Origin of the sequence: Pedobacter sp. UC225_65 (assembly GCF_042698365.1) — a bacterium.
Lineage (GTDB): Bacteria > Bacteroidota > Bacteroidia > Sphingobacteriales > Sphingobacteriaceae > Pedobacter.
Map to the genome: position 1 here is coordinate 3,622,404 of NZ_CP170550.1, position 19,385 is coordinate 3,641,788.

Genomic DNA, 19,385 nt, shown 5'->3' on the forward strand with positions numbered 1-19,385 from the left:
GGTTTAAACGCAACTTATTTTTCGTTTCGAAGTGTTTGTAATACACTAAGCACCCATCCTTTACCCCATTCTTCCATCTGTTCTGAGGTCCATAAGAATGGATAAAAAATACGTTTCTGAAAACGCGGAGGTAAGTATTTCTGCCAATTCGTTCCGCCTGTTGCGGCAATATCTACAGGGTCTTTTTCTAAATAGCGCACTGCGGATTTATAATGCGACAAAGGCCACTCTACATTTACGTACAAATCTAATTTGCGCAATTCTTCTGCCAGTTGGCTTACATCTTCGCCTTTTGCTACCAACTGATGGTACAGTGCCGAAAAATTACTGTACTCCCTTTCTTTAGCCAGGGCTAAAAATTCGGTTGCATACTTTTTGATGAACTGTTTTAAAGTTAAGGTCTGTTTGCCTGTGGCCAACTCAGTAGCCCCAAATTTCCAATAGATGTATTCGAATTTCTCTTCGATGGTGCCATTTGCCAATTCCTCCCGCTTGCTTTTGTCTACCAGTCGGTTAAAGTCGGTGGCGCAGATCTTATCATTCTATATTGTCCTGATTGAAATCCACTCGCTGGTAACAATGACATGCGGAACTTTAGAAACTGTTCTTTTTCCATCCCGTTTACCATCACCTCGAAAGAAGTGGTCAAGGCATTGAAATAGGCATTGATCCTTTTAACACGTTCGGTAAAAAATTTAACGGTCAGTTCAGGATGTGTAGATATTTGTTTGCATTCGTGCAAAGAAAGTTTAAAGTACAGTTCTGTGATCTGGTGGTACATGATGAAGATCTCTTCATCGGGGAAAGGTGTTTTTGGACTTTGTAAACTCAATAGGGTATCCAAGTGGATGTAGTCCCAATAAGTTAAAAAATCGGCGTATAACAGGCCATCTAGGTACGATGCCATATCCTGGCCCATGGCTTCATATTTTTCTTGAAGCTTGTGCAGTTTGTCTTTTATTTCTGGTGTAAAATCCATAAAATAGCTATATAGTTAGTAAAATGAATAAATGATGCTGGTACGCTCGTACAGCAACGATAATTGATCTATTGGTCTAACTAACTTGGTCTGGCAATAATTAAGCTAATAAAAGAAGCCCATTTCCAGGTTTTGAAATCATAAAGCCCAAGGCCCGGCTTGCGAGGGGAGCTAAGATGTATGTTTTCTTGGATGGATTTCATATCGAAACAAAAGGACTTGTTTTTAAATTGATGCTGCAATCTAGTTAAAATTATTAATTTGAGGTTTTCAATTCGCAGTTGACATTTGGCAACTCTGAGCCTTCCGCCTTATACCCTCAACCTTACACCTCTACTAATACAATACCCTAAATTTAATTGTATTTTCTATCTTTTTTAACGATTTGAACAATTGTTTGTCGTACTCTGCATTGATATCGGTAATGGCATAGCCCAAGGTAGCGTTGGTCATTAAAAACTGACCTACGATGTTGATGTTGTGCTTGGCAAAAATGGTGTTGATCTGCGCCATAATGCCCGGTACGTTTTTGTGGATATGGATCAAACGATGCGATTTGTCTATGGCTGGCAACTGCAGGTTTGGGAAATTGCTGCTCATATAGGTAGTGCCTTTGTTCATAAAATCAATCACCCTTTTTGGAATAAACGTTGCACTACGTGGATTGCTTTTTACATCGTCAAACACCACAATGCCCATTTCAGTACAGGTCTGTAGCGAAAATTTATTTCTGGCACTGCCCAAATACCCAATCGTTTTCAGTTTAACGGCGCGCGACAATTTTTCATTTTCCAGTTTTTCGCCATCGGCCAAGATGATCATGCCCACATCGCCTACATATTTCTCTTCAAAGGAAGTTTTATGTCTGATGGAGAAGCCATCTTTTTTAAGCAAGGCGATACTTTCAGCTGGCACATCACCAATCACCAAACAAAGAATCCTGTTTTTGGGATAGGATATCGCCCTTGGTAAATTGTTTACATACAAAAACTCGTCGAAACTTGGGGTAACATGGTCGGCTTTTGAAACGATACTCTCTCTGGCGATGTTTTCTGTAAAGGCAAAAAACTTTTTGATCAAGCCGCTTTCGCGCAATTGAAAGTCCGAATACCCATCACCAATGCCATATAGGTCGCCTTTTAAATCCATTTGGCGCATCAGTTTTACTTTTCCGCCTTCTTCACTTAAGGGGTTGGCATGGTCGTAATCTATGATCTTCCCATCACCTGTGGTTACAAAAGTGTTGGCATAGATGTTCTCTTTTTTGATATGGTATTGACTTACCACTGGGGTAATAAATTCCTTAAATCCACCCGAAACGATCAGCACTTCATCCGCATGTTTTTTAAAGAAGGCCGCATTTCGAGAAAACGAACTGGAAACTTTCTTTTTTAAACGGGTGATCAACTGTTTTAAATGGTCTTCATTGGCCTCTAACAACTTTACCCGTTGGGCCAAACTCTCAGAAAAAGACAGTTTGCCTTCCATGGCCAAATTGGTATAATCTTCGATCTTTTTAAAGATGGCCTCTTTATCAGGGTGTTTGTTCAAAGAGATACGGGCCAGTTCATCTAAAGCTTCTACCTGTGTAAAAGTACTATCGAAATCAATGATGTAAAAGTTTTGCTGTTTCATTTATGGGTTATTTCAAAGCTTGGCAAACTTCAAGGATGCTCTCTTTTAAAGGTTTAAAATTGATATGGATCGCATTTTTGATCTTGGCATTGCTATAGTAGCTCAGATTAAAACTGCTTCTGGCCGCATCTCTGGTTAAGGCAGGAGCCTTACCTGTAAACAACGAGGCCAATTTGGCCGCTCTCCAGGCAATGCCCAGCATCCAAGGTTTGGCTTCGGTAGCAGGTGCCTTGATCTGGAAACCTTTGGCTATTTCGGCAAAAAAATCTTTGTAGTTGAGGTTATCTGCAGAAAGGGTATAACGTTCGCCACTGATTTCGCTGTTCATCAGGGCAATCATGCTTTTGGCCACATCTTCTACATCCACAATACCTGTTGCACCATCGGTATAGAACTTAAGGCCATCCTTAACCAATTTAAAAATAGCGCCACTGCCCGTAAAGCCAGCATTTTTTCCAATAATGACTGCCGGATTTACGATCACGGCATCTAAACCTTCGGCAATGCCACGCCAAACTTCCATTTCTCCTTCGTATTTAGAAATGGCATAAGCATGTACATGGGCATCATACTCCCAGAAATCTTTTTCGGTGATCTGTTCTCCCTTTTTTGCATTACCTAGTGCTGCAATAGAACTTACATGCACCAAACGGGCCTGATGCTCGACACAAAGGTTAACGATATTGGAAGTGCCTTCAATGTTGATCTTTAAAAGTTTGGCTTTGTCTTTTGGGTCGAAAGAAATAAATGCCGCACAATGATAGACTTGGGTAATGTTCTCAAAAGCATCCGCCAAGGTTTCGGGTTCGTTGATGTCGGCCACAAACCATTCAACTAAGGTATTGTTATCGAGTAACTGCGGAATGGTTGAGGTGCTTCTTTTTAAAGCGCGAACCTTTAAGTTTTGAGCGGTTAGTTGTTTAATTAATTCTGTTCCTAAAAACCCAGTTGCTCCGGTTACCAATATCATTTCATCTGTTTGTTTTTTTGTTTTCATCTGTCAGATGGAGCTTCCCATGTTTAAAGAACCATTCCTTCGTGTGTTTAATCATTATTTAATGATGAACGGTTCATTTTTTTTAGGATGTTCATTAAAATATGCGCTCAAAAATAGATATTTGATGCCAAACATTTATACCGCTTTATGTCTTTATCAGATTTTTTTTCGCCCATTAATCCAGAAAAGTTTAGCCCTAAACAGGGATTCTATACCAGCCAACTTGGATTAAAGGCCAATTTCTATACCGATCGCTTTCCAGAATTGGAAGATAAAGCCTTTGATATTGCCATTTTTGGGGTAAAAGATGACAGAGGAGCGGTAAATAATAATGGCTGTGCTTTAGGGGCAGACCATTTTCGGGAGCAGTTTTATGCCTTAAATGAAGGTGCATTTATAAGTAAGATTGTCGATTTAGGAAATATCATTGCGGGGAGAGAAATATCGGATACTTATTTTGCAGTAAAAACCGTAGTTGCCGAATTGGTCAAACTGAATATCTTACCCGTTATCATTGGTGGTGGACAAGACATTACCTATGCACAATACATGGCTTATGAGCATCTGGAGCAAAAGGTTGACCTGGTGGTGATCGATTCGAAGTTTGACCTGGATGAAGATAGCCATGAAGGCGTTGCTACCACATCAAACTCTTACCTGAGCAAGATTTTTTTGCACCAGCCCAATTACCTGTTCAACTTTAGTAACATTGGGTACCAAACTTATTTTGTAAACCAAGATAGCTTAAAAGTAATGGACAAACTCTATTTTGATGTACATCGATTGGGTGAGTTTTTGCCAGATATTACTTTAACTGAGCCTATTTTGCGCAATGCCAACATGATCAGCTTTGACATGGGGGCCATCCGCTCTGGCGATGCCTGTGCCAATATTAATGCTGGACCAAATGGTTTTTATGGTGAGGATGCCTGTCGCATAACCCGTTATGCAGGCATGAACGATAAGTTGACCTCTATTGGTTTTTACGAATTTAACCCTGCTTTTGACCGTAATGGGCAAAGTGCCATGTTGCTGGCCCAAATGGTCTGGTATTTTATTGATGGCTATTATAACCGCAAACAGGATTTCCCGTTAACGCCAAAATCCCAATATATCATTTACAGGGCAAGCCTGAAAGATGGTTCTGGGGAGATGAATTTTGTAAAAAGCAAACGTTCAGACCGTTGGTGGATGCAGGTGCCTTACCCTTCGGGCATCTCTAAAAACGAAAGGTATCATTTGGTGCCTTGCCGGTATGATGATTACAATACCGCAGTAAATGGCGAAATGCCGGACTATGGTGGCGTACCTACCAAAAATTAAGTTAAGGCCGAGGCCACAAGAGGATAGGCCGTTTCGCTTTTAGGTTCAGAAAGCACAAAGTAGCTCTGTACCGTAGTGATGTTTTCTAAAGTAGCTAGTTTATTCCTTAAAAACTGATGGTAGGCATCCATGTCTGTGGTTGCGATCCGTAAGATGAAATCGTGTGCGCCCGTCATTTGCAGGCATTCCATTACCTCACTAAACTTAGACACTTCAGTTTCAAAACGGTTTAAGGTGGTGGCAGTATGGTCTTTCAACAATACATGAGAAAATGCAATCAGGTTTTTATTGATTTTCTTCCTGTCCAGTATGGCTACAATCTTTTTGATATAACCCTGTTCCTTTAGGCGCCTGATCCGCTCGTGTATGGTAGCAATGGATTTATATAACTTCATGGCAATTTCCTTATTGGTCAATGATGCATCGTGTTGCAACAAGTTAAGGACTCTCTAAATCAACCGAATCTAAATTTTTTTGAATCATTGTGGTAGGGGTAAAACGAAAAAAACAGACACAATCTAGCTTAAAAATGTATTAAAACTGAAAATAAACATAATTAAAATGTAAATATCCGTAAAATTTATGGAAAAATAAGATTCAATTGATTTAATTAGCTGTAATGTCGATTTTTATTAAAAATATAGGACTCAAGTAAACCTGTAAACTTAGCACTGACCTCACTAATGATTTACAGCATAATTTATATTAACATAGTATAACATCTACCTAAGCATAACAATACCAAAAATTGCAGCACCCCTTGGTTAAAGAGGTTGATGCAACATTAACAATCTAAACCACAGCAATGAAAAAATTACTATTATCTGCTATCTGTCTACTTCCGCTAGGCTTAATGGCGCAACAAGCCTTTACAATTAAAGGCAAAGTGGGCAACCTAAACACCCCCGCTAAAGCTTATTTGAATTACAGTGTTGGTAAAACGAGAGTTACTGATTCTGCTACGGTAACCAAGGGGGCTTTTGAGTTTAAAGGAAACATAGAATCGCCTACTATGGCGTCAATTAGAATTAAACATGATGCTGCCCCAGTTAATCCGGACCCTAAAAAACGTACGCCGATTGATCAAATTTCGCTTTATTTAGAAAAAGCGACCATCAATGTAGCCGCAAAGGATTCAGTTAAAAATGCTAAGATTACCGGTTCTAAAATAAATGACGACAATGCCAAGTATAAAGCATTGTTTGCAAAGATAGATGCTGATGTGGCTACCTTAATGAAAGAGTATAACGCATACACTGCCGAGCAGAAAAAAGACGATGCTGTTATGAAGCCTTTTATGGAAAAGTATAATGCGGCCAATAAAGAAAGAGAGCCATTGAATAAGAAGTTTGTGGAAGAAAACCGCGATTCTTTTATTGGATTGGTAACTTATAGAACTATAATGGGCTACGATATTGACCCTAAGGTAGTAGAGCCAGAATTTATGAAGTTCTCTGCAGCATTAAGGGCTACACAAACAGGAAAAGATATCCAAACTGCTATCGATGGAGCTAAAAAAAGTCAGATAGGAGTAATGGCTGCAGATTTTACGCAGTATGATCCAGAAGGCAAAGCAGTGAGCTTATCGAGCTTAAAAGGCAAATATGTGCTGGTTGATTTCTGGGCTTCGTGGTGTGGCCCTTGTCGCCAAGAAAACCCACATGTTTTGGCTGCCTACAATAAATATAAAAACAGAAATTTCGAAATATTAGGTGTATCTCTTGATGAGCCAAATAAGAAAGCAGAATGGCTAAAAGCAGTAAAAGACGATGGTTTAACTTGGCCACAGGTTTCAGACCTAAAAGAAGGTGGCAATACCGCAGCTAAATTGTATGGCGTTCAGGCAATCCCTTTTAACTTTATTATGGATCCAAGCGGTAAAATCGTAGCCAAAAACCTTAGAGGAGATAAATTAGAAGCCAAATTAGAAGAATTATTGGGCGGAAAAACCAAATAAGCAAATGAAACGATAAAGAAAGGGCCTGATATTTATTGGGCCCTTCTTTGAAAACAGGTACTACAACGCTGTCCAATAGTGTAATGCTAGGCTCATTTAATGATAAAGCTAATCCAAATTGGCAACAGAATTTATATATTTGATTAAAATAACCAACCCAAATTTGATAATACAATGAAAAAAATATTAGTATCAGCTATCTGCCTATTGCCACTAGGTTTAATGGCGCAACAGCCCTTTACAGTAAAGGGTAAAGTAGGGAAACTAAACGCCCCTGCAAAAGCTTATTTAACCTATACTGTTGGTAAAAATAGAGTAACAGATTCTGCTACAGTAAGCAAAGGTGCTTTTGAATTTAAGGGAAACATAGAGTCGATAACTTCGGCATCAATTAGAATTAAACATGATGCTACTCCTGTTAATCCGGTACCTAAAAAACGTACACCACTAGACCAACTATCTTTTTACTTAGAAAAAGCGACCATCACTGTAACCGCAAAAGATTCAGTTAAATATGCTAAGATTACAGGGTCTAAGGTCAATGATGACAACACGAGGTATAAAGCCCTATTTGCAAAAATGGATGCTGATGTAGAGGTACTCATGAAAGAATACAATGGATATACTCCTGAACAGAGAAAGGATGAAGCTTTTATGAAACCATTTATGGAAAAATATACTGCGGCCAATAAAGAAAGAACACCTTTGACTAAAAAGTTTGCAGAAGAAAACCGGGACTCTTATATCGGTTTATCTGCTTATAGAAGTGTAATGGGCGCTAATATTGATCCAAAGGTGGCAGAGCCAGAGTTTTTGAAATATTCTGCTGCAGTTAGAGATACCAAATTAGGTAAAGATATACAAGGAGCCATTGATGGAGCAAAGAAAACCCAGATTGGTATGGTAACTGACTTCACTCAAAATGACCCAGATGGTAAACCAGTTAAATTGTCTGATTTTAAAGGTAAATACGTATTGGTAGATTTTTGGGCCTCTTGGTGTGGACCATGTCGTGATGAAAACCCCAATGTAGTGGTGGCCTATAATAAATTCAAAGACAAAAACTTCACTGTTTTAGGTGTTTCTTTAGACCAGCCAGGCAAAAAAGATGCATGGTTAAAGGCAATTGCCGATGATAAATTAACATGGACCCATGTATCAGATCTAAAATTTTGGGATAATGAAGTTTCTAAAAACTATGGAATTCAAGGTATTCCTTTTAACTTCTTGGTAGACCCAACTGGTAAGATGATCGCTAGAAATCTTAGAGGAGAAGAATTACAGACTAAATTAGCAGAGCTAATAGGTGGAAAGGCCAAATAGCTCATACTAAAGATATACAAAGGGCCTGATTGTTCATCAGGCCTTTTTTTAATACAGAGGATCAATAAGCTAATCAACACTTTTAATCAAATACATAATCGATATATTTGATTAAAAGTAACCAAAACCCAAATTTATAATACCATGAAAAAATTATTAGTATCAGCCATCTGCCTATTACCACTAGGTTTAATGGCTCAACAGGCCTTCACCGTGAAGGGTAATGTGAAAGGGCTAAAAGCAGGAGATAAAATCTACTTTATCTACATGGACAATGGTCAACGCAAAACAGATTCGACCTTGGTTCAAAACGGACTTTCGAGTTTAAAGGAAGTGTTGCCGAGGTAACTACAGCCAATCTGTTCAAAAATATGAATCCATATATAAAAGGGATGAATACCCGTTATATGGATTATACTAGTTTATATCTGGAGAAAGGAGACATTGTAGTCAACTCTACAGACTCTCTAAAATCGGCAAAAGCAGGTGGTACGCCTATCAATGCTGATAATTTAAAACTTGCCGCTGCATTGAAACCTTATACCGATCAACAAAAAGCATTGAACGAAGAAGTAGGAAAGCTGACAGAAGAGCAAAGAAAGGATAAAGCAGTAATGACTCCTTTTTACGAAAAAAGCGATAAGATCGTGACACAGATGAACCCAGTTTATTTAGATTTCATCAAAAATAATCCCAATTCTTATTTGAGCTTAAGCTCTTTGTCGAGATTTGCTTCTGATGATAAACTGGCGGGTAAGGCAGAAGAACTGTTCCTAAAGTTGAACCCTAGCTTAAAAGAAAGTAAAATGGGTAAGACGCTGGCTACTACTTTAGAAGCGGCTAAGAAAACAGCAGTAGGTGTAATGGCTATGGATTTTACACAAAATGATCCAGATGGTAAACCAGTTAAATTGTCTGATTTTAAAGGTAAATATGTATTGGTAGATTTTTGGGCCTCTTGGTGTGTTCCTTGTCGTGAGGAAAACCCAAATGTAGTGGTGGCCTATAATAAATTCAAAGACAAAAACTTTACAGTTTTAGGCGTCTCTTTAGATGGTGGAACTACACGTACCACCAAAGAAGCTTGGTTAAAAGCGGTAAAAGATGATAATTTGACCTGGACACATGTTTCTGACCTTAAAGGATGGCAGAATGAGGTTTCCTCTGCATGGGGTATCCGTGGTATTCCCGCCAATTTCTTAATTGATCCAACTGGTAAAATTATTGCTAAAAACCTAAGAGAAGAAGCTTTACAGACCAAATTGGCAGAAGTATTGGGTGGTGGAAAAACCAAATAATCCATACTAAAGATAAACAAGAGGCCTGATCGATCATCAGGCCTTTTTTAATAAAAGATCAACACTTTCAATTAAACGCATAATCTCTATATTTGATTCATTAACCAAAACCAATATTATTACTAATCATGAAAAAGATATTATTATCTGCCATCTGCCTTTTGCCGCTAGGTTTAATGGCTCAAGAAAACTTTACAATTAAAGGCAAAGTTGGAAATCTAAATGCACCTGCAAAGGCTTATTTGCTTTACCGTGTCGGTTCTACAGCGGTTACAGATTCTGCAGTTTTAACCAATGGTGCCTTTGAGTTTAAGGGAAGCATACCTTCTGCAATGCAGGCCTCGCTTAGGGTAAAGCACGATGCTACGCCCGTTAATCCTAAGAAACGTGTGCCGGCTGATGCGATAATGCTCTATTTGGAAAAAGCAACGATCAACATTACGGCTAAAGACTCTTTGAAATACGCCAAAATTACGGATCGAAAGCCAATGACGACAATGCCAAATTAAAAGCCGCATTAAAACCTGTTACTGATAAGGTTGATGTTTTGATGAAGGAATATAATGGCTATACCGCGGATCAAAAGAAAGATGAGGCACTGATGAAAGCTTTCGATAAAAGGTATGAAGCATTAGACGAAGAGAAAAAACCAATCTATGCTAAATTTGCCCAAGAAAACCGTAACTCTATTATTGGTTTTGACGCTTTTGTAAATGGTTTAGGTTATGATATCGATCCTAAAGTAGCTGAACCAGAATTCATGAAATTCTCTGAAGCGATCAGAAAGAGCGACAGTGGGAAAAGAATTTGGCTTGGTATTGATGGTGCTAAGAAAACCCAATTGGGAATGACAACCGACTTTACACAGAATGATCCAGATGGTAAGCCAGTTAAATTATCTGACTTTAAAGGCAAATATGTATTGGTAGATTTTTGGGCCTCTTGGTGTGGTCCTTGTCGTCAAGAAAATCCTAACGTTGTAGCTGCATTTAATAAATATAAAGATAAAAACTTCACTGTTTTGGGTGTTTCTCTAGATGGTGGAACTACCCGTACCACCAAAGAAGCGTGGCTAAAAGCGGTTAAAGACGATGGTTTAACCTGGACCCATGTATCAGACCTTAAAGGTTGGGAAAACGAGGTGTCGAGAAGTTATGGTGTACAAGCCATTCCTTTTAATTTTATGATTGACCCTAGTGGTAAAATTGTTGCCCGTAACATTACAGGTGAAGCTTTGCAGACCAAATTAGCAGAACTGTTAGGTGGTGGAAAAACCAAATAATCCTAATAAGTATTGAATCAAAAAGCCCCGACCATGGTCGGGGCTTTTTTTATGCAAGTTGGTTTCAATTACATCAGATCGAAACCAATGTCTTCTCTAAAATATTTGCCATCAAAATAGATGCGGGCGGCATCAGCAGTAGCGCACTGTAACGCGTTGAATTGATTATCTTGGATGCTGGTAATGGCAATTACTCTTCCACCATTGGTTTTAACCACACCACCTTCTAGGTTAGTGCCTGCATGGAAAGCCAATGAATCGCGTAGGTTTTCTAAGCCAGAAATTGCCTTGCCTTTTTCATACTCGCCCGGATAGCCACCTGCTACAATCATTACCGTTGCTGCACTTTTATTGCTGATGTTGATTTTATAATTACCTAATTTCTTTTGGGCACAAGCATTAAACAGCTCTACCAAATCGTTCTCAATTCTAGGAATCACACTTTCGGTTTCTGGATCACCCATGCGGCAATTGTACTCAATTACATAAGGCTTGTCGCCAACTTTGATCAACCCAAAGAAAATAAACCCTGTATAATCGATTTTATCTTTTACCAAACCATCAATGGTAGGTTGGATAATGCTGGTTTTGATCTCTGCTAAAAAGGCTTCATCTGCAAAAGGCACCGGAGATACAGAACCCATACCGCCTGTATTTAGGCCGGTATCACCTTGGCCAATTCTTTTGTAGTCTTTGGCTTCTGGTAAAACCACGTAGTTTTGTCCGTCGCTCAATACAAAAACAGAAAGCTCGATCCCTGTTAAAAACTCCTCGATCACCACGGTACTTCCAGCATTGCCGAATTTACCACCTAACATTAATTTCAGCTCTTCTTGTGCTTCTGCTGTATTGTCGATGATCAAAACGCCTTTGCCAGCTGCTAAACCATCGGCTTTTAAAACCACAGGTAAAGCATGTGTTTGTAGGTAAGCTAAACCTTCTGCCAGATTCTCATTGTTAAATGACCTCGATTTTGCTGTTGGAATGCCATGACGTTCCATAAACTGCTTAGAGAAATCTTTACTTCCCTCTAAAATTGCACCTTCTTTTTTAGGTCCAATAACTGGGATATGTGCCAAAGCTTCGTCATTGCTAAAAAAATCGTGGATACCATTTACCAAAGGCTCTTCTGGGCCAACTACCAAAAGCTCAACACCTTCTTTTAGTGCAAATGCCTTTACAGCTTCAAAATCATTTGGATTAAGGTTTACATTTTTGCCATAAGCACTCGTACCTGCATTTCCAGGAGCGATAAATAATTTTGAGCATTGAGCAGATTGGCTCATCTTCCAAGCGAAAGCACATTCTCTTCCACCAGAACCTAATAGTAAAATCGTCATGGCAACAAAGATATTGCTTTAATTTAGAAGATGCATAAAATGTAAATAAATAGACAGGAGGGATAAGTAATGGGAATAACAGGAAATAGAAAATAAGATTTCTCAGCCCTTTTAACACCACGAATATGAGATTAGATGCAATCATATTTCTATATGTAAAAGATTAAAATTAGATTTGCCGCTAGAAATGAAGCACATCGTTACCATATCTCTGGTTTTTTTTAGCTTAACCCACCTTGCCAAAACTGAGCGAGTTGAGAGTCTAAGGATTTTGACCGAGCGCTATTGTAACAGACAACAGGTTGCTTCACAAACAATTACGCAGGACGCTGATCAGCTGAATGATGATTATCAAAGTCCTTTCTTTTTATCTTATAGCGAGTTAGCTTCCATAGGGGTATTGCCTAAACTACAGGTAGCCAAGCACAGGGCACACAACCAAGTTGTTGCAGATCTGGCAGTTGTAGGTAAACCAAAAAATAACAGCCCCTAAATTACTCCTTCTTTTAAATTAACAATGCTCGTGCTATTGTAATATAGAACGAGTTGGCGTTTTAACGCACTTTAACTGCCAAGTTGGCTTACTGCATAGTAATGGCTTGGTTGTTGCAAATTAGTCATTTTTGAATTTTTATAAACTAGATATAGAACATGTTAGGATTTTTAGCCAAGATATTTGGAAGCAAATCAGAAAGAGATATTAAGGCATTACAGCCCTTAGTTCAACAGATAAACGAAGAATACGCAAAATTAGCCTCATTGAGTAATGATGAGCTACGTCATAAAACCATCGAGTTTAAAGCAACCATTGCCGAGGCATTGGCTGCTATTGATGCAAAAGTTGCAGAGACCAAACTGAATGCAGAAAACCAAGAACTGTCATTGCAAGAGAAAACAGCCTTGTACGAAGAGGTTGATGCTTTGGCCAAAGAAAGAAATGTAGAGTTAGAGAAAGTATTGCTACAGATCATGCCAGCAGCTTTCGCGGTGGTTAAAGATACGTCTCGTCGTTTAAGCGAAAACGAAGCATTAGAAGTAACGGCAACACAGTTTGACAGAGATTACGCCGCCCGTAAAAGCAATGTTAAAATTGTAGGCGATAAAGCATATTGGGCCAATAAATGGGACGCTGCAGGTACTGAAGTAGCATGGAACATGGTGCACTACGATGTACAGTTGATTGGTGGTATGGTATTGCACAGTGGTAAGATCGCAGAGATGGCTACCGGTGAGGGTAAGACCTTGGTAAGTACATTACCTGCCTACCTTAATGCTTTAGCTGGCGAAGGGGTGCACATCGTTACGGTGAATGACTACCTGGCCCGACGAGATTCAGAGTGGAACGGACCTTTGTTTGAGTTCCATGGCCTAAAGGTTGATTGTATTGATAAACACGAGCCAAACTCTCAAGAACGTAGAAATGCTTACTTGGCAGATATTACCTACGGAACAAACAATGAATTTGGTTTCGATTACCTGCGTGACAATATGTCGCAGACACCAGACCAATTGGTACAGCGTAAGTTGCACTTTGCCATGGTGGATGAGGTCGATTCAGTGTTAATTGATGATGCCCGTACACCATTGATCATTTCTGGTCCTGTGCCTTTTGGCGATCAGCACGAGTTTCATGAGCTTAAACCACGTATCGAACGTTTGGTGAATGCACAAAAAGCATTTGTTAGTCAGGCCTTAAATGATGCAAAGAAATTAATCAACGATGGTAAAACCGGAACAGAAGAAGGTGAAGGTGGTTTAGCCCTATTACGTGCACACCGTGGTTTGCCAAAAAATAAAGCGCTGATCAAGTTCTTAAGTGAAGGAAGTGTAAGACAGACCTTGCTTAAAACTGAAAACCATTACATGGCTGACCAGTCTAAGAATATGCCAAAGGTAGATTCTGAGTTGTTCTTCTACATCGATGAGAAAAACAACCAAGTAGAATTGACCGAAAAAGGTATCGAACTGATTACCCAACAAGGTGAAGACCCTAGTTTCTTCGTTTTACCAGATGTAGGTACCGAAATTGCCGAAATTGAGAAATCAAGTTTAAGCAGTGAAGACAAGATTGCACAGAAAGATGCATTGATGCGCGATTATGCTGTAAAAGCAGAGCGTATCCACTCGGTAAACCAATTGTTAAAAGCCTATACCTTATTCAAGATCGATGTTGAATACATTATCGATGAAGGTAAGATCAAAATCGTTGATGAGCAGACTGGCCGTATCATGGATGGTCGTCGTTATTCTGACGGTTTGCACCAAGCAATCGAGGCTAAAGAGAATGTAAAAGTAGAAGATGCCTCACAAACGTACGCAACGGTTACTTTGCAGAACTTCTTCCGTATGTACCACAAATTATGCGGTATGACGGGTACGGCAACTACCGAAGCAGGAGAGTTCTGGTCTATCTATAAATTGGATGTGGTAGAAATACCAACCAACCGTGTAATGGCGAGATTAGACCACCAAGATTATGTATACCGTACCATTAGAGAGAAATATAATGCTGTTGCCGAAGAAATTGTAAAATTAACAGAAGCTGGCCGTCCGGTATTGGTGGGTACAACATCTGTTGAGATTTCGGAATTGTTGAGCAGAATGCTAAAACTTCGCGGCATTAAACACAATGTGTTGAACGCGAAGATGCACCAAAAAGAGGCCGACATTGTAGCAGAAGCAGGTATTGCGGGTACAGTTACCATTGCTACCAACATGGCTGGTCGTGGTACGGATATTAAATTAGGTCCAGGCGTTAAGGATGCTGGAGGTTTGGCAATTGTAGGTACAGAACGCCATGAGTCTCGTCGTGTAGACAGACAGTTGCGCGGTCGTGCTGGTCGTCAAGGCGACCCAGGAACTTCACAGTTCTTTGTATCGTTGGAAGACAACTTGATGCGTTTATTTGGATCAGAGCGTATTTCTAACATCATGGTGAAGATGGGTATCGAAGAAGGTGAAGTGATCCAACACTCGATCATGACCAACTCTATCGAACGTGCACAGAAAAAAGTAGAAGAAAACAACTTTGGTGTACGTAAACGTTTATTGGAATATGATGATGTAATGAACTCTCAACGTTCGGTGATCTATGCCAAACGTCGCAATGCTTTATTTGGCGATCGTTTAGATGTAGACATGAACAATATGGTGTTTGATGTTACTGAAGATATCGTAACCGAATACAAAGAAAGCTCAAACTATGAAGGATTTAGATTAGAAGTGATCAAAAACTTCTCGTCAGATACGGCCATTACAGAACAAGAGTTCAACTCGAAAAACATCCATGCCTTAACAGACATCTTGTTTGAAGAAGTAACCACTTTCTATGCCCGTAAATCTGAAGGCATCATGAACCAGGCTTTACCAGTATTGAAGCAGGTTTTTGAAGAACGCGGAGACCATGTAGAGCAGATCGTAGTTCCATTTACCGATGGTATACGTCATATCCAAGTGCCAGTTGACTTGAAAAAAGCATTGGCCAACAAAGGACGTGAGGTAACAAAAGCTTTTGAGAAAACGATCATCCTTGCTTTGATCGACGACAGTTGGAAAGAGCATTTACGCGAAATGGACGAATTGAAACAGTCTGTACAAAATGCGGTTTATGAACAAAAAGACCCATTGATCATTTATAAAATGGAAGCTTTCAATCTATTCAAAAGCATGTTGAATGTGGTGAATAAAGAAGTAGTAAGTTTCTTATATAAAGGTGGTATTCCGGTTCAGCAAGATGCGGATGATGTAAGAGAAGTTCAAGCGCCTAGACGTGAGCAGAACAAATTGAAAACATCTAAACCAGAATATGCCCAGTCTGGCGGTAGTGCCATGCCAATGGAAGATACAAGAGAAATGGCTCCGCCACAACCTATCCGTAAAGAAGTTACGGTTGGGCGTAATGAGCCTTGCCCTTGCGGTAGTGGTAAGAAATTTAAAAACTGCCACGGCGCAAACGCATAATTTGCAATACAAGATAAGAATGCCGAATTTTGCAAAAAGTTCGGCATTCTTTTTTTAAGCCTAGCCCATTTTGGCGAAGAAGAAATATGGTCCGATTATTGGAAACGTGGATATTGAATTGTGATTTATGGTAAGAGTTTATCTTTTTTTGATTTTTATATTTTGCTTTGAATATTCTTTTGCCCAAACAAAAGGAGAGGTTACGGTAATCAAAGACCCACTTATTGATAGTTTGATTGCCAAACGCATCGAGCTTAATAAGAAAAGGCCTACCACAACCAATCCCACAGGTACAACTATAGTATCGCAGATGGGATATCGGGTACAGATTTTTTACGGGTTGGATAGAAAAGAAGCTTTTAATGAGCAGAACAGGTTTAAGGGTGCTTATCCTAAGCTGCGGACCTATATTACTTACAAGGAACCCAATTATTACCTACGTGTAGGCGATTTTAGGACTAGATTAGAGGCGCAAAATCTATTGAATGAGCTTAAAGGCGTTTTTCCTACGCTTTTTATCATCAGAGAAAAAATCAATGCGCCAGAACTGGAAGAAGTTAACAGATAGTTTAAAGAGAAAGACACATGAAGAACAAAATACAAGAATTATCAGCTAAAATATATAATGATGTTGTTGGCTATCGCCATCACATTCATGCCAATCCAGAACTTTCTTTTAAAGAATTCCAGACTTCTCTTTTCATTAAAGAAAAACTGACCGCTTGGGGCATCGAATTTACAGATATGGCCAATACGGGCGTAGTTGGTTTTGATCAAAGGTAAGATACCTTCTGATCGCATCATTGCGCTACGTGCAGACATGGATGCTTTACCGATCCACGAGGCCAATGATAAACCTTACCGTTCTAAGAACCATGGCGTAATGCACGCTTGTGGGCACGATGTACACAGCTCTTCCTTATTGGGCACGGCCTATATTTTGAACCAATTAAAAGATGAGTTTGCTGGTACGGTCAAATTGATTTTTCAACCAGCAGAAGAACTGCTTCCGGGCGGAGCCAGTATCATGATCAAGGAGGGGGTGTTAGAAAATCCAAAGCCACAGGCTATCGTTGGGCAACATGTAATGCCATTGATAGAAACGGGTAAAGTTGGTTTCCGTTCGGGAATTTATATGGCCTCTACAGATGAGCTATACGTAACCGTTCACGGAAAAGGTGGGCATGGCGCACAACCACATCAAAATATCGACCCTGTTCTGATTACTGCCCACATCATTGTGGCCTTGCAGCAGATTGTAAGTCGCAATGCAGATCCACGCTTACCATCGGTACTTTCATTTGGTAAGGTAAATGCTAATGGGGCAACCAACATTATTCCCAACGAGGTTAAACTGGAAGGAACCTTTAGGACCTTAAATGAGGAGTGGAGAAAAGAAGCCCACAAATTGATGAAAAAAATGGCTGAAGGCATTGCCGAGAGCATGGGTGGCAGTTGTGATTTTAACATCATGCATGGTTATCCCTTCTTGATCAATGAAGAAGAACTTACCGCCAATGCTCGTGCTTTTGCAGAAGACTATTTGGGTAAAGAAAACGTTATTGACCTGGATATCTGGATGGCGGCGGAAGATTTTGCTTATTATTCGCAGGTTACTGACGCCTGTTTTTACCGCTTGGGTACTGGAAATGCCGCAAAAGGCACAACCTATTCGGTACATACACCAAACTTTGATATCGATGAAGATGCATTGAGGACCTCAACGGGTTTGATGGCCTACATCGCATTGAAACAATTGGGGAACTAATAGATAAGTAAAATGTAAGAGGGAAGATGTAACATGGAATGGATTACCCAATCGATTTCACCATCATCCATTTGCCATTTTACCTTTTCCAATATAAAACAGGCAGGATAATTGTAATGAGTACCACATGAAGAAAGTAATGCTATCGCTGGTTTTATTTTTATTTTTCTTGAACGCCAAAGCTCAGGAAATTCCTCGTTTCAATCCAGATACCATTAGAACAATTACCTTGGATTCAATCATGGCCAAGGGCGAACGGCTAAATGTAGAGCGTTTTATCAATGCGGTAATCAACGATACCAGTTTTTATCAGGCTTTTCGGAACATGAAGAAATATACTTTCATTGCCGAAAATCGAGTGTACACCTACGATAAAAAAGATAAAGTTGACGGCAAGAGTATCGAAAGATCAGGCACAACAATAATGGTCCATACAAAATGGAGTATTTGATAAAGGAAGATAACGGACGGGTCTATAAAAAGAATGGCAAGTACCAGCTCTATACTGTTGAGATGTTCGATTATATATTTATGAATGCCTACAATACTGATTTTGTGCCTCATGCCCCAGTACCTAATGCCAAAGGCGGTGGAACGAATGAAAGTTACAAAGACAAATTAAAGACATTGATCTTCAATCCCGGAAGGCCAATTAAAGGCCTGCCTTTTATCGGCAACAAGACCCAGATCTTTACGGCCAACATGCGCCAATATTACGATTATACATTTTATAAGGCGACTTATCTGGATTCAATTCCTGTGTATCGTTTCAAGGTAGCTGTAAAACCAGACCTAAGCAGTTGGACAAAAGATGGCCTGATGATCAAAGAGCTGGTTACCATTTTTGACCAAAGGAACTTCGAAATCTTAGGCCGTTATGTAGACATGAAATACAGCAACATGCTTTTTGATTTTGATGTGCAGATGAACATTGAAATGAGCTATTTTGATGAGGTGAAACTGCCCACTAAGATTACCTATCAGGGCAATTGGGATTATCCCTTCAAAAAAGAAGAAAGAGCAAGTTTTTTGGTCGTGCACAAAGATTACAAGTTGGGTAAAGGCAAATAATGCCATGTGTACGCAACTATTAAAGTCAAAAGATTATTATCTTTAAGCCTTTAAATAGATCCAAACTTTATGCAATCATTTTATCCTATTAAAACGAAATTGTTCTTGGTAGCCGCACTGTTTTCGGGCTTTGGCCTACAGGCGCAAGTACTAACCAGTAAACAGATAGATAGTGTAGCCGAAAAAACCTTGAGTACTTTTAATGTGCCTGGTGTGGCCGTGGCCGTGATTAAAGATGGAAAAGTGATCCATGCTAAAGGTTATGGTGTACGTTCGATCAAAACCAATTTAAAGGTTGATGAAAATACATTGTTTGGTGTGGCCTCCAATACAAAAGCAATGACAGCCGCCTCCTTAGGAATGTTGGTTGATGAAAAAAAGATAACATGGGATACAAAGGTTACAGATGTGATCCTGAATTTAAAATGTACGACCCTTACGTAACCAACGAA

The 19,385-nt window shown here is 39.5% G+C and carries 18 protein-coding genes and 2 pseudogenes; 14 read left to right on the top strand and 6 right to left on the bottom strand.

The features are described 5' to 3' along the window. Positions 1-14: 14 nt before the first annotated feature. The 4 genes from ACFJIZ_RS19100 to ACFJIZ_RS19115 all read right to left on the bottom strand — a co-directional run bounded on the left by ACFJIZ_RS19100 (position 15) and on the right by ACFJIZ_RS19115 (position 3,611). Complete coding sequence (locus ACFJIZ_RS19100) at positions 15-482, bottom strand: hypothetical protein (RefSeq protein ID WP_379087749.1); 468 nt, start codon at positions 480-482, stop codon at positions 15-17. Positions 483-502: 20 nt separating this feature from the next. Next, positions 503-979 carry a tryptophan 2,3-dioxygenase family protein gene (locus tag ACFJIZ_RS19105; RefSeq protein ID WP_379087752.1) on the bottom strand — a complete coding sequence of 159 codons (477 nt, stop codon included), beginning with the start codon at positions 977-979 and terminating at the stop codon, positions 503-505. A gap of 336 nt (positions 980-1,315) precedes the next feature. Next, on the bottom strand, positions 1,316-2,614 hold the full coding sequence (locus ACFJIZ_RS19110) for an HAD-IB family phosphatase (RefSeq protein ID WP_379087755.1): 1,299 nt from the start codon (positions 2,612-2,614) through the stop codon (positions 1,316-1,318). A gap of 7 nt (positions 2,615-2,621) precedes the next feature. Continuing rightward, the gene (locus ACFJIZ_RS19115) at positions 2,622-3,611 is read right to left on the bottom strand and encodes an NAD-dependent epimerase/dehydratase family protein (RefSeq protein ID WP_379087758.1); all 990 of its coding nucleotides are present in this window, start codon (positions 3,609-3,611) and stop codon (positions 2,622-2,624) included. Positions 3,612-3,758: 147 nt separating this feature from the next. Here ACFJIZ_RS19115 and ACFJIZ_RS19120 point away from each other — a divergent pair. After that, positions 3,759-4,939 (top strand): annotated as a pseudogene (locus ACFJIZ_RS19120) (formimidoylglutamase). Here ACFJIZ_RS19120 and ACFJIZ_RS19125 read toward each other — a convergent pair. Beyond that, positions 4,931-5,368 (bottom strand): Lrp/AsnC family transcriptional regulator, encoded by a 438-nt coding sequence (locus tag ACFJIZ_RS19125; protein WP_379087761.1) that lies wholly within the window; start codon positions 5,366-5,368, stop codon positions 4,931-4,933. The pseudogene ACFJIZ_RS19120 and the gene ACFJIZ_RS19125 sit on opposite strands and share 9 nt — an antisense overlap. 371 nt (positions 5,369-5,739) lie before the next feature. Here ACFJIZ_RS19125 and ACFJIZ_RS19130 point away from each other — a divergent pair, with 371 nt between their 5' ends. The 6 genes from ACFJIZ_RS19130 to ACFJIZ_RS19155 all read left to right on the top strand — a co-directional run bounded on the left by ACFJIZ_RS19130 (position 5,740) and on the right by ACFJIZ_RS19155 (position 10,794). Beyond that, positions 5,740-6,891, top strand: a complete 1,152-nt coding sequence (locus ACFJIZ_RS19130; protein ID WP_379087764.1) for a redoxin domain-containing protein — start codon at positions 5,740-5,742, stop codon at positions 6,889-6,891. Between the two features lie 174 nt (positions 6,892-7,065). Further along, the gene (locus ACFJIZ_RS19135; protein WP_379087767.1) at positions 7,066-8,214 is read left to right on the top strand and encodes a redoxin domain-containing protein; all 1,149 of its coding nucleotides are present in this window, start codon (positions 7,066-7,068) and stop codon (positions 8,212-8,214) included. A gap of 144 nt (positions 8,215-8,358) precedes the next feature. Continuing rightward, positions 8,359-8,562 carry a DUF4369 domain-containing protein gene (locus ACFJIZ_RS19140; RefSeq protein ID WP_379087770.1) on the top strand — a complete coding sequence of 68 codons (204 nt, stop codon included), beginning with the start codon at positions 8,359-8,361 and terminating at the stop codon, positions 8,560-8,562. 23 nt (positions 8,563-8,585) lie between these two features. Then, positions 8,586-9,512: a peroxiredoxin family protein gene (locus ACFJIZ_RS19145; protein ID WP_379087773.1), complete on the top strand. Its 927-nt coding sequence runs from the start codon at positions 8,586-8,588 to the stop codon at positions 9,510-9,512. Positions 9,513-9,640: 128 nt separating this feature from the next. After that, complete coding sequence (locus ACFJIZ_RS19150; RefSeq protein ID WP_379087776.1) at positions 9,641-10,021, top strand: DUF4369 domain-containing protein; 381 nt, start codon at positions 9,641-9,643, stop codon at positions 10,019-10,021. Between the two features lie 41 nt (positions 10,022-10,062). Continuing rightward, positions 10,063-10,794 (top strand): peroxiredoxin family protein, encoded by a 732-nt coding sequence (locus tag ACFJIZ_RS19155; protein WP_379087778.1) that lies wholly within the window; start codon positions 10,063-10,065, stop codon positions 10,792-10,794. Positions 10,795-10,862: 68 nt separating this feature from the next. On the opposite strand, the gene purD is transcribed toward ACFJIZ_RS19155, so the two are convergent. After that, positions 10,863-12,134, bottom strand: a complete 1,272-nt coding sequence (gene purD / locus ACFJIZ_RS19160) for a phosphoribosylamine--glycine ligase (RefSeq protein ID WP_379087781.1) — start codon at positions 12,132-12,134, stop codon at positions 10,863-10,865. A gap of 187 nt (positions 12,135-12,321) precedes the next feature. Here purD and ACFJIZ_RS19165 point away from each other — a divergent pair, with 187 nt between their 5' ends. The 7 genes and pseudogenes from ACFJIZ_RS19165 (at position 12,322) to ACFJIZ_RS19195 (ending at position 19,377) form a co-directional block, all read left to right on the top strand. Then, complete coding sequence (locus tag ACFJIZ_RS19165; RefSeq protein ID WP_379087784.1) at positions 12,322-12,627, top strand: hypothetical protein; 306 nt, start codon at positions 12,322-12,324, stop codon at positions 12,625-12,627. A 158-nt stretch (positions 12,628-12,785) separates the two neighbouring features. Then, positions 12,786-16,094, top strand: coding sequence for a preprotein translocase subunit SecA (gene secA, locus ACFJIZ_RS19170; protein WP_379087787.1), 3,309 nt, complete (start codon positions 12,786-12,788; stop codon positions 16,092-16,094). Between the two features lie 148 nt (positions 16,095-16,242). Next, positions 16,243-16,662, top strand: coding sequence for an SPOR domain-containing protein (locus ACFJIZ_RS19175; protein ID WP_379087790.1), 420 nt, complete (start codon positions 16,243-16,245; stop codon positions 16,660-16,662). A gap of 17 nt (positions 16,663-16,679) precedes the next feature. Further along, positions 16,680-17,862, top strand: a pseudogene (locus ACFJIZ_RS19180) (M20 family metallopeptidase). 127 nt (positions 17,863-17,989) lie between these two features. After that, complete coding sequence (locus tag ACFJIZ_RS19185; RefSeq protein ID WP_379087793.1) at positions 17,990-18,313, top strand: hypothetical protein; 324 nt, start codon at positions 17,990-17,992, stop codon at positions 18,311-18,313. Continuing rightward, positions 18,301-18,933: a hypothetical protein gene (locus ACFJIZ_RS19190; RefSeq protein WP_379087796.1), complete on the top strand. Its 633-nt coding sequence runs from the start codon at positions 18,301-18,303 to the stop codon at positions 18,931-18,933. Before ACFJIZ_RS19185 ends, ACFJIZ_RS19190 begins: the two co-directional genes overlap by 13 nt. A gap of 69 nt (positions 18,934-19,002) precedes the next feature. Further along, a complete protein-coding gene (locus ACFJIZ_RS19195; protein WP_379087799.1) occupies positions 19,003-19,377 on the top strand; it encodes a serine hydrolase domain-containing protein in 375 nt (124 codons plus the stop codon). Positions 19,378-19,385 lie beyond the last annotated feature (8 nt).

Coding starts and splice junctions, on each gene's coding strand:
- ACFJIZ_RS19105 (WP_379087752.1), bottom strand. CDS start 979: ATGGATTTTACACCAGAAATAAAAGACAAACTGCACAAGCTTCAAGAA.
- ACFJIZ_RS19110 (WP_379087755.1), bottom strand. CDS start 2,614: ATGAAACAGCAAAACTTTTACATCATTGATTTCGATAGTACTTTTACA.
- ACFJIZ_RS19115 (WP_379087758.1), bottom strand. CDS start 3,611: ATGAAAACAAAAAAACAAACAGATGAAATGATATTGGTAACCGGAGCA.
- ACFJIZ_RS19130 (WP_379087764.1), top strand. CDS start 5,740: ATGAAAAAATTACTATTATCTGCTATCTGTCTACTTCCGCTAGGCTTA.
- ACFJIZ_RS19135 (WP_379087767.1), top strand. CDS start 7,066: ATGAAAAAAATATTAGTATCAGCTATCTGCCTATTGCCACTAGGTTTA.
- ACFJIZ_RS19140 (WP_379087770.1), top strand. CDS start 8,359: ATGAAAAAATTATTAGTATCAGCCATCTGCCTATTACCACTAGGTTTA.
- ACFJIZ_RS19145 (WP_379087773.1), top strand. CDS start 8,586: ATGAATCCATATATAAAAGGGATGAATACCCGTTATATGGATTATACT.
- ACFJIZ_RS19150 (WP_379087776.1), top strand. CDS start 9,641: ATGAAAAAGATATTATTATCTGCCATCTGCCTTTTGCCGCTAGGTTTA.
- ACFJIZ_RS19155 (WP_379087778.1), top strand. CDS start 10,063: ATGAAGGAATATAATGGCTATACCGCGGATCAAAAGAAAGATGAGGCA.
- purD (WP_379087781.1), bottom strand. CDS start 12,134: ATGACGATTTTACTATTAGGTTCTGGTGGAAGAGAATGTGCTTTCGCT.
- ACFJIZ_RS19165 (WP_379087784.1), top strand. CDS start 12,322: ATGAAGCACATCGTTACCATATCTCTGGTTTTTTTTAGCTTAACCCAC.
- secA (WP_379087787.1), top strand. CDS start 12,786: ATGTTAGGATTTTTAGCCAAGATATTTGGAAGCAAATCAGAAAGAGAT.
- ACFJIZ_RS19185 (WP_379087793.1), top strand. CDS start 17,990: ATGAAGAAAGTAATGCTATCGCTGGTTTTATTTTTATTTTTCTTGAAC.
- ACFJIZ_RS19190 (WP_379087796.1), top strand. CDS start 18,301: ATGGAGTATTTGATAAAGGAAGATAACGGACGGGTCTATAAAAAGAAT.
- ACFJIZ_RS19195 (WP_379087799.1), top strand. CDS start 19,003: ATGCAATCATTTTATCCTATTAAAACGAAATTGTTCTTGGTAGCCGCA.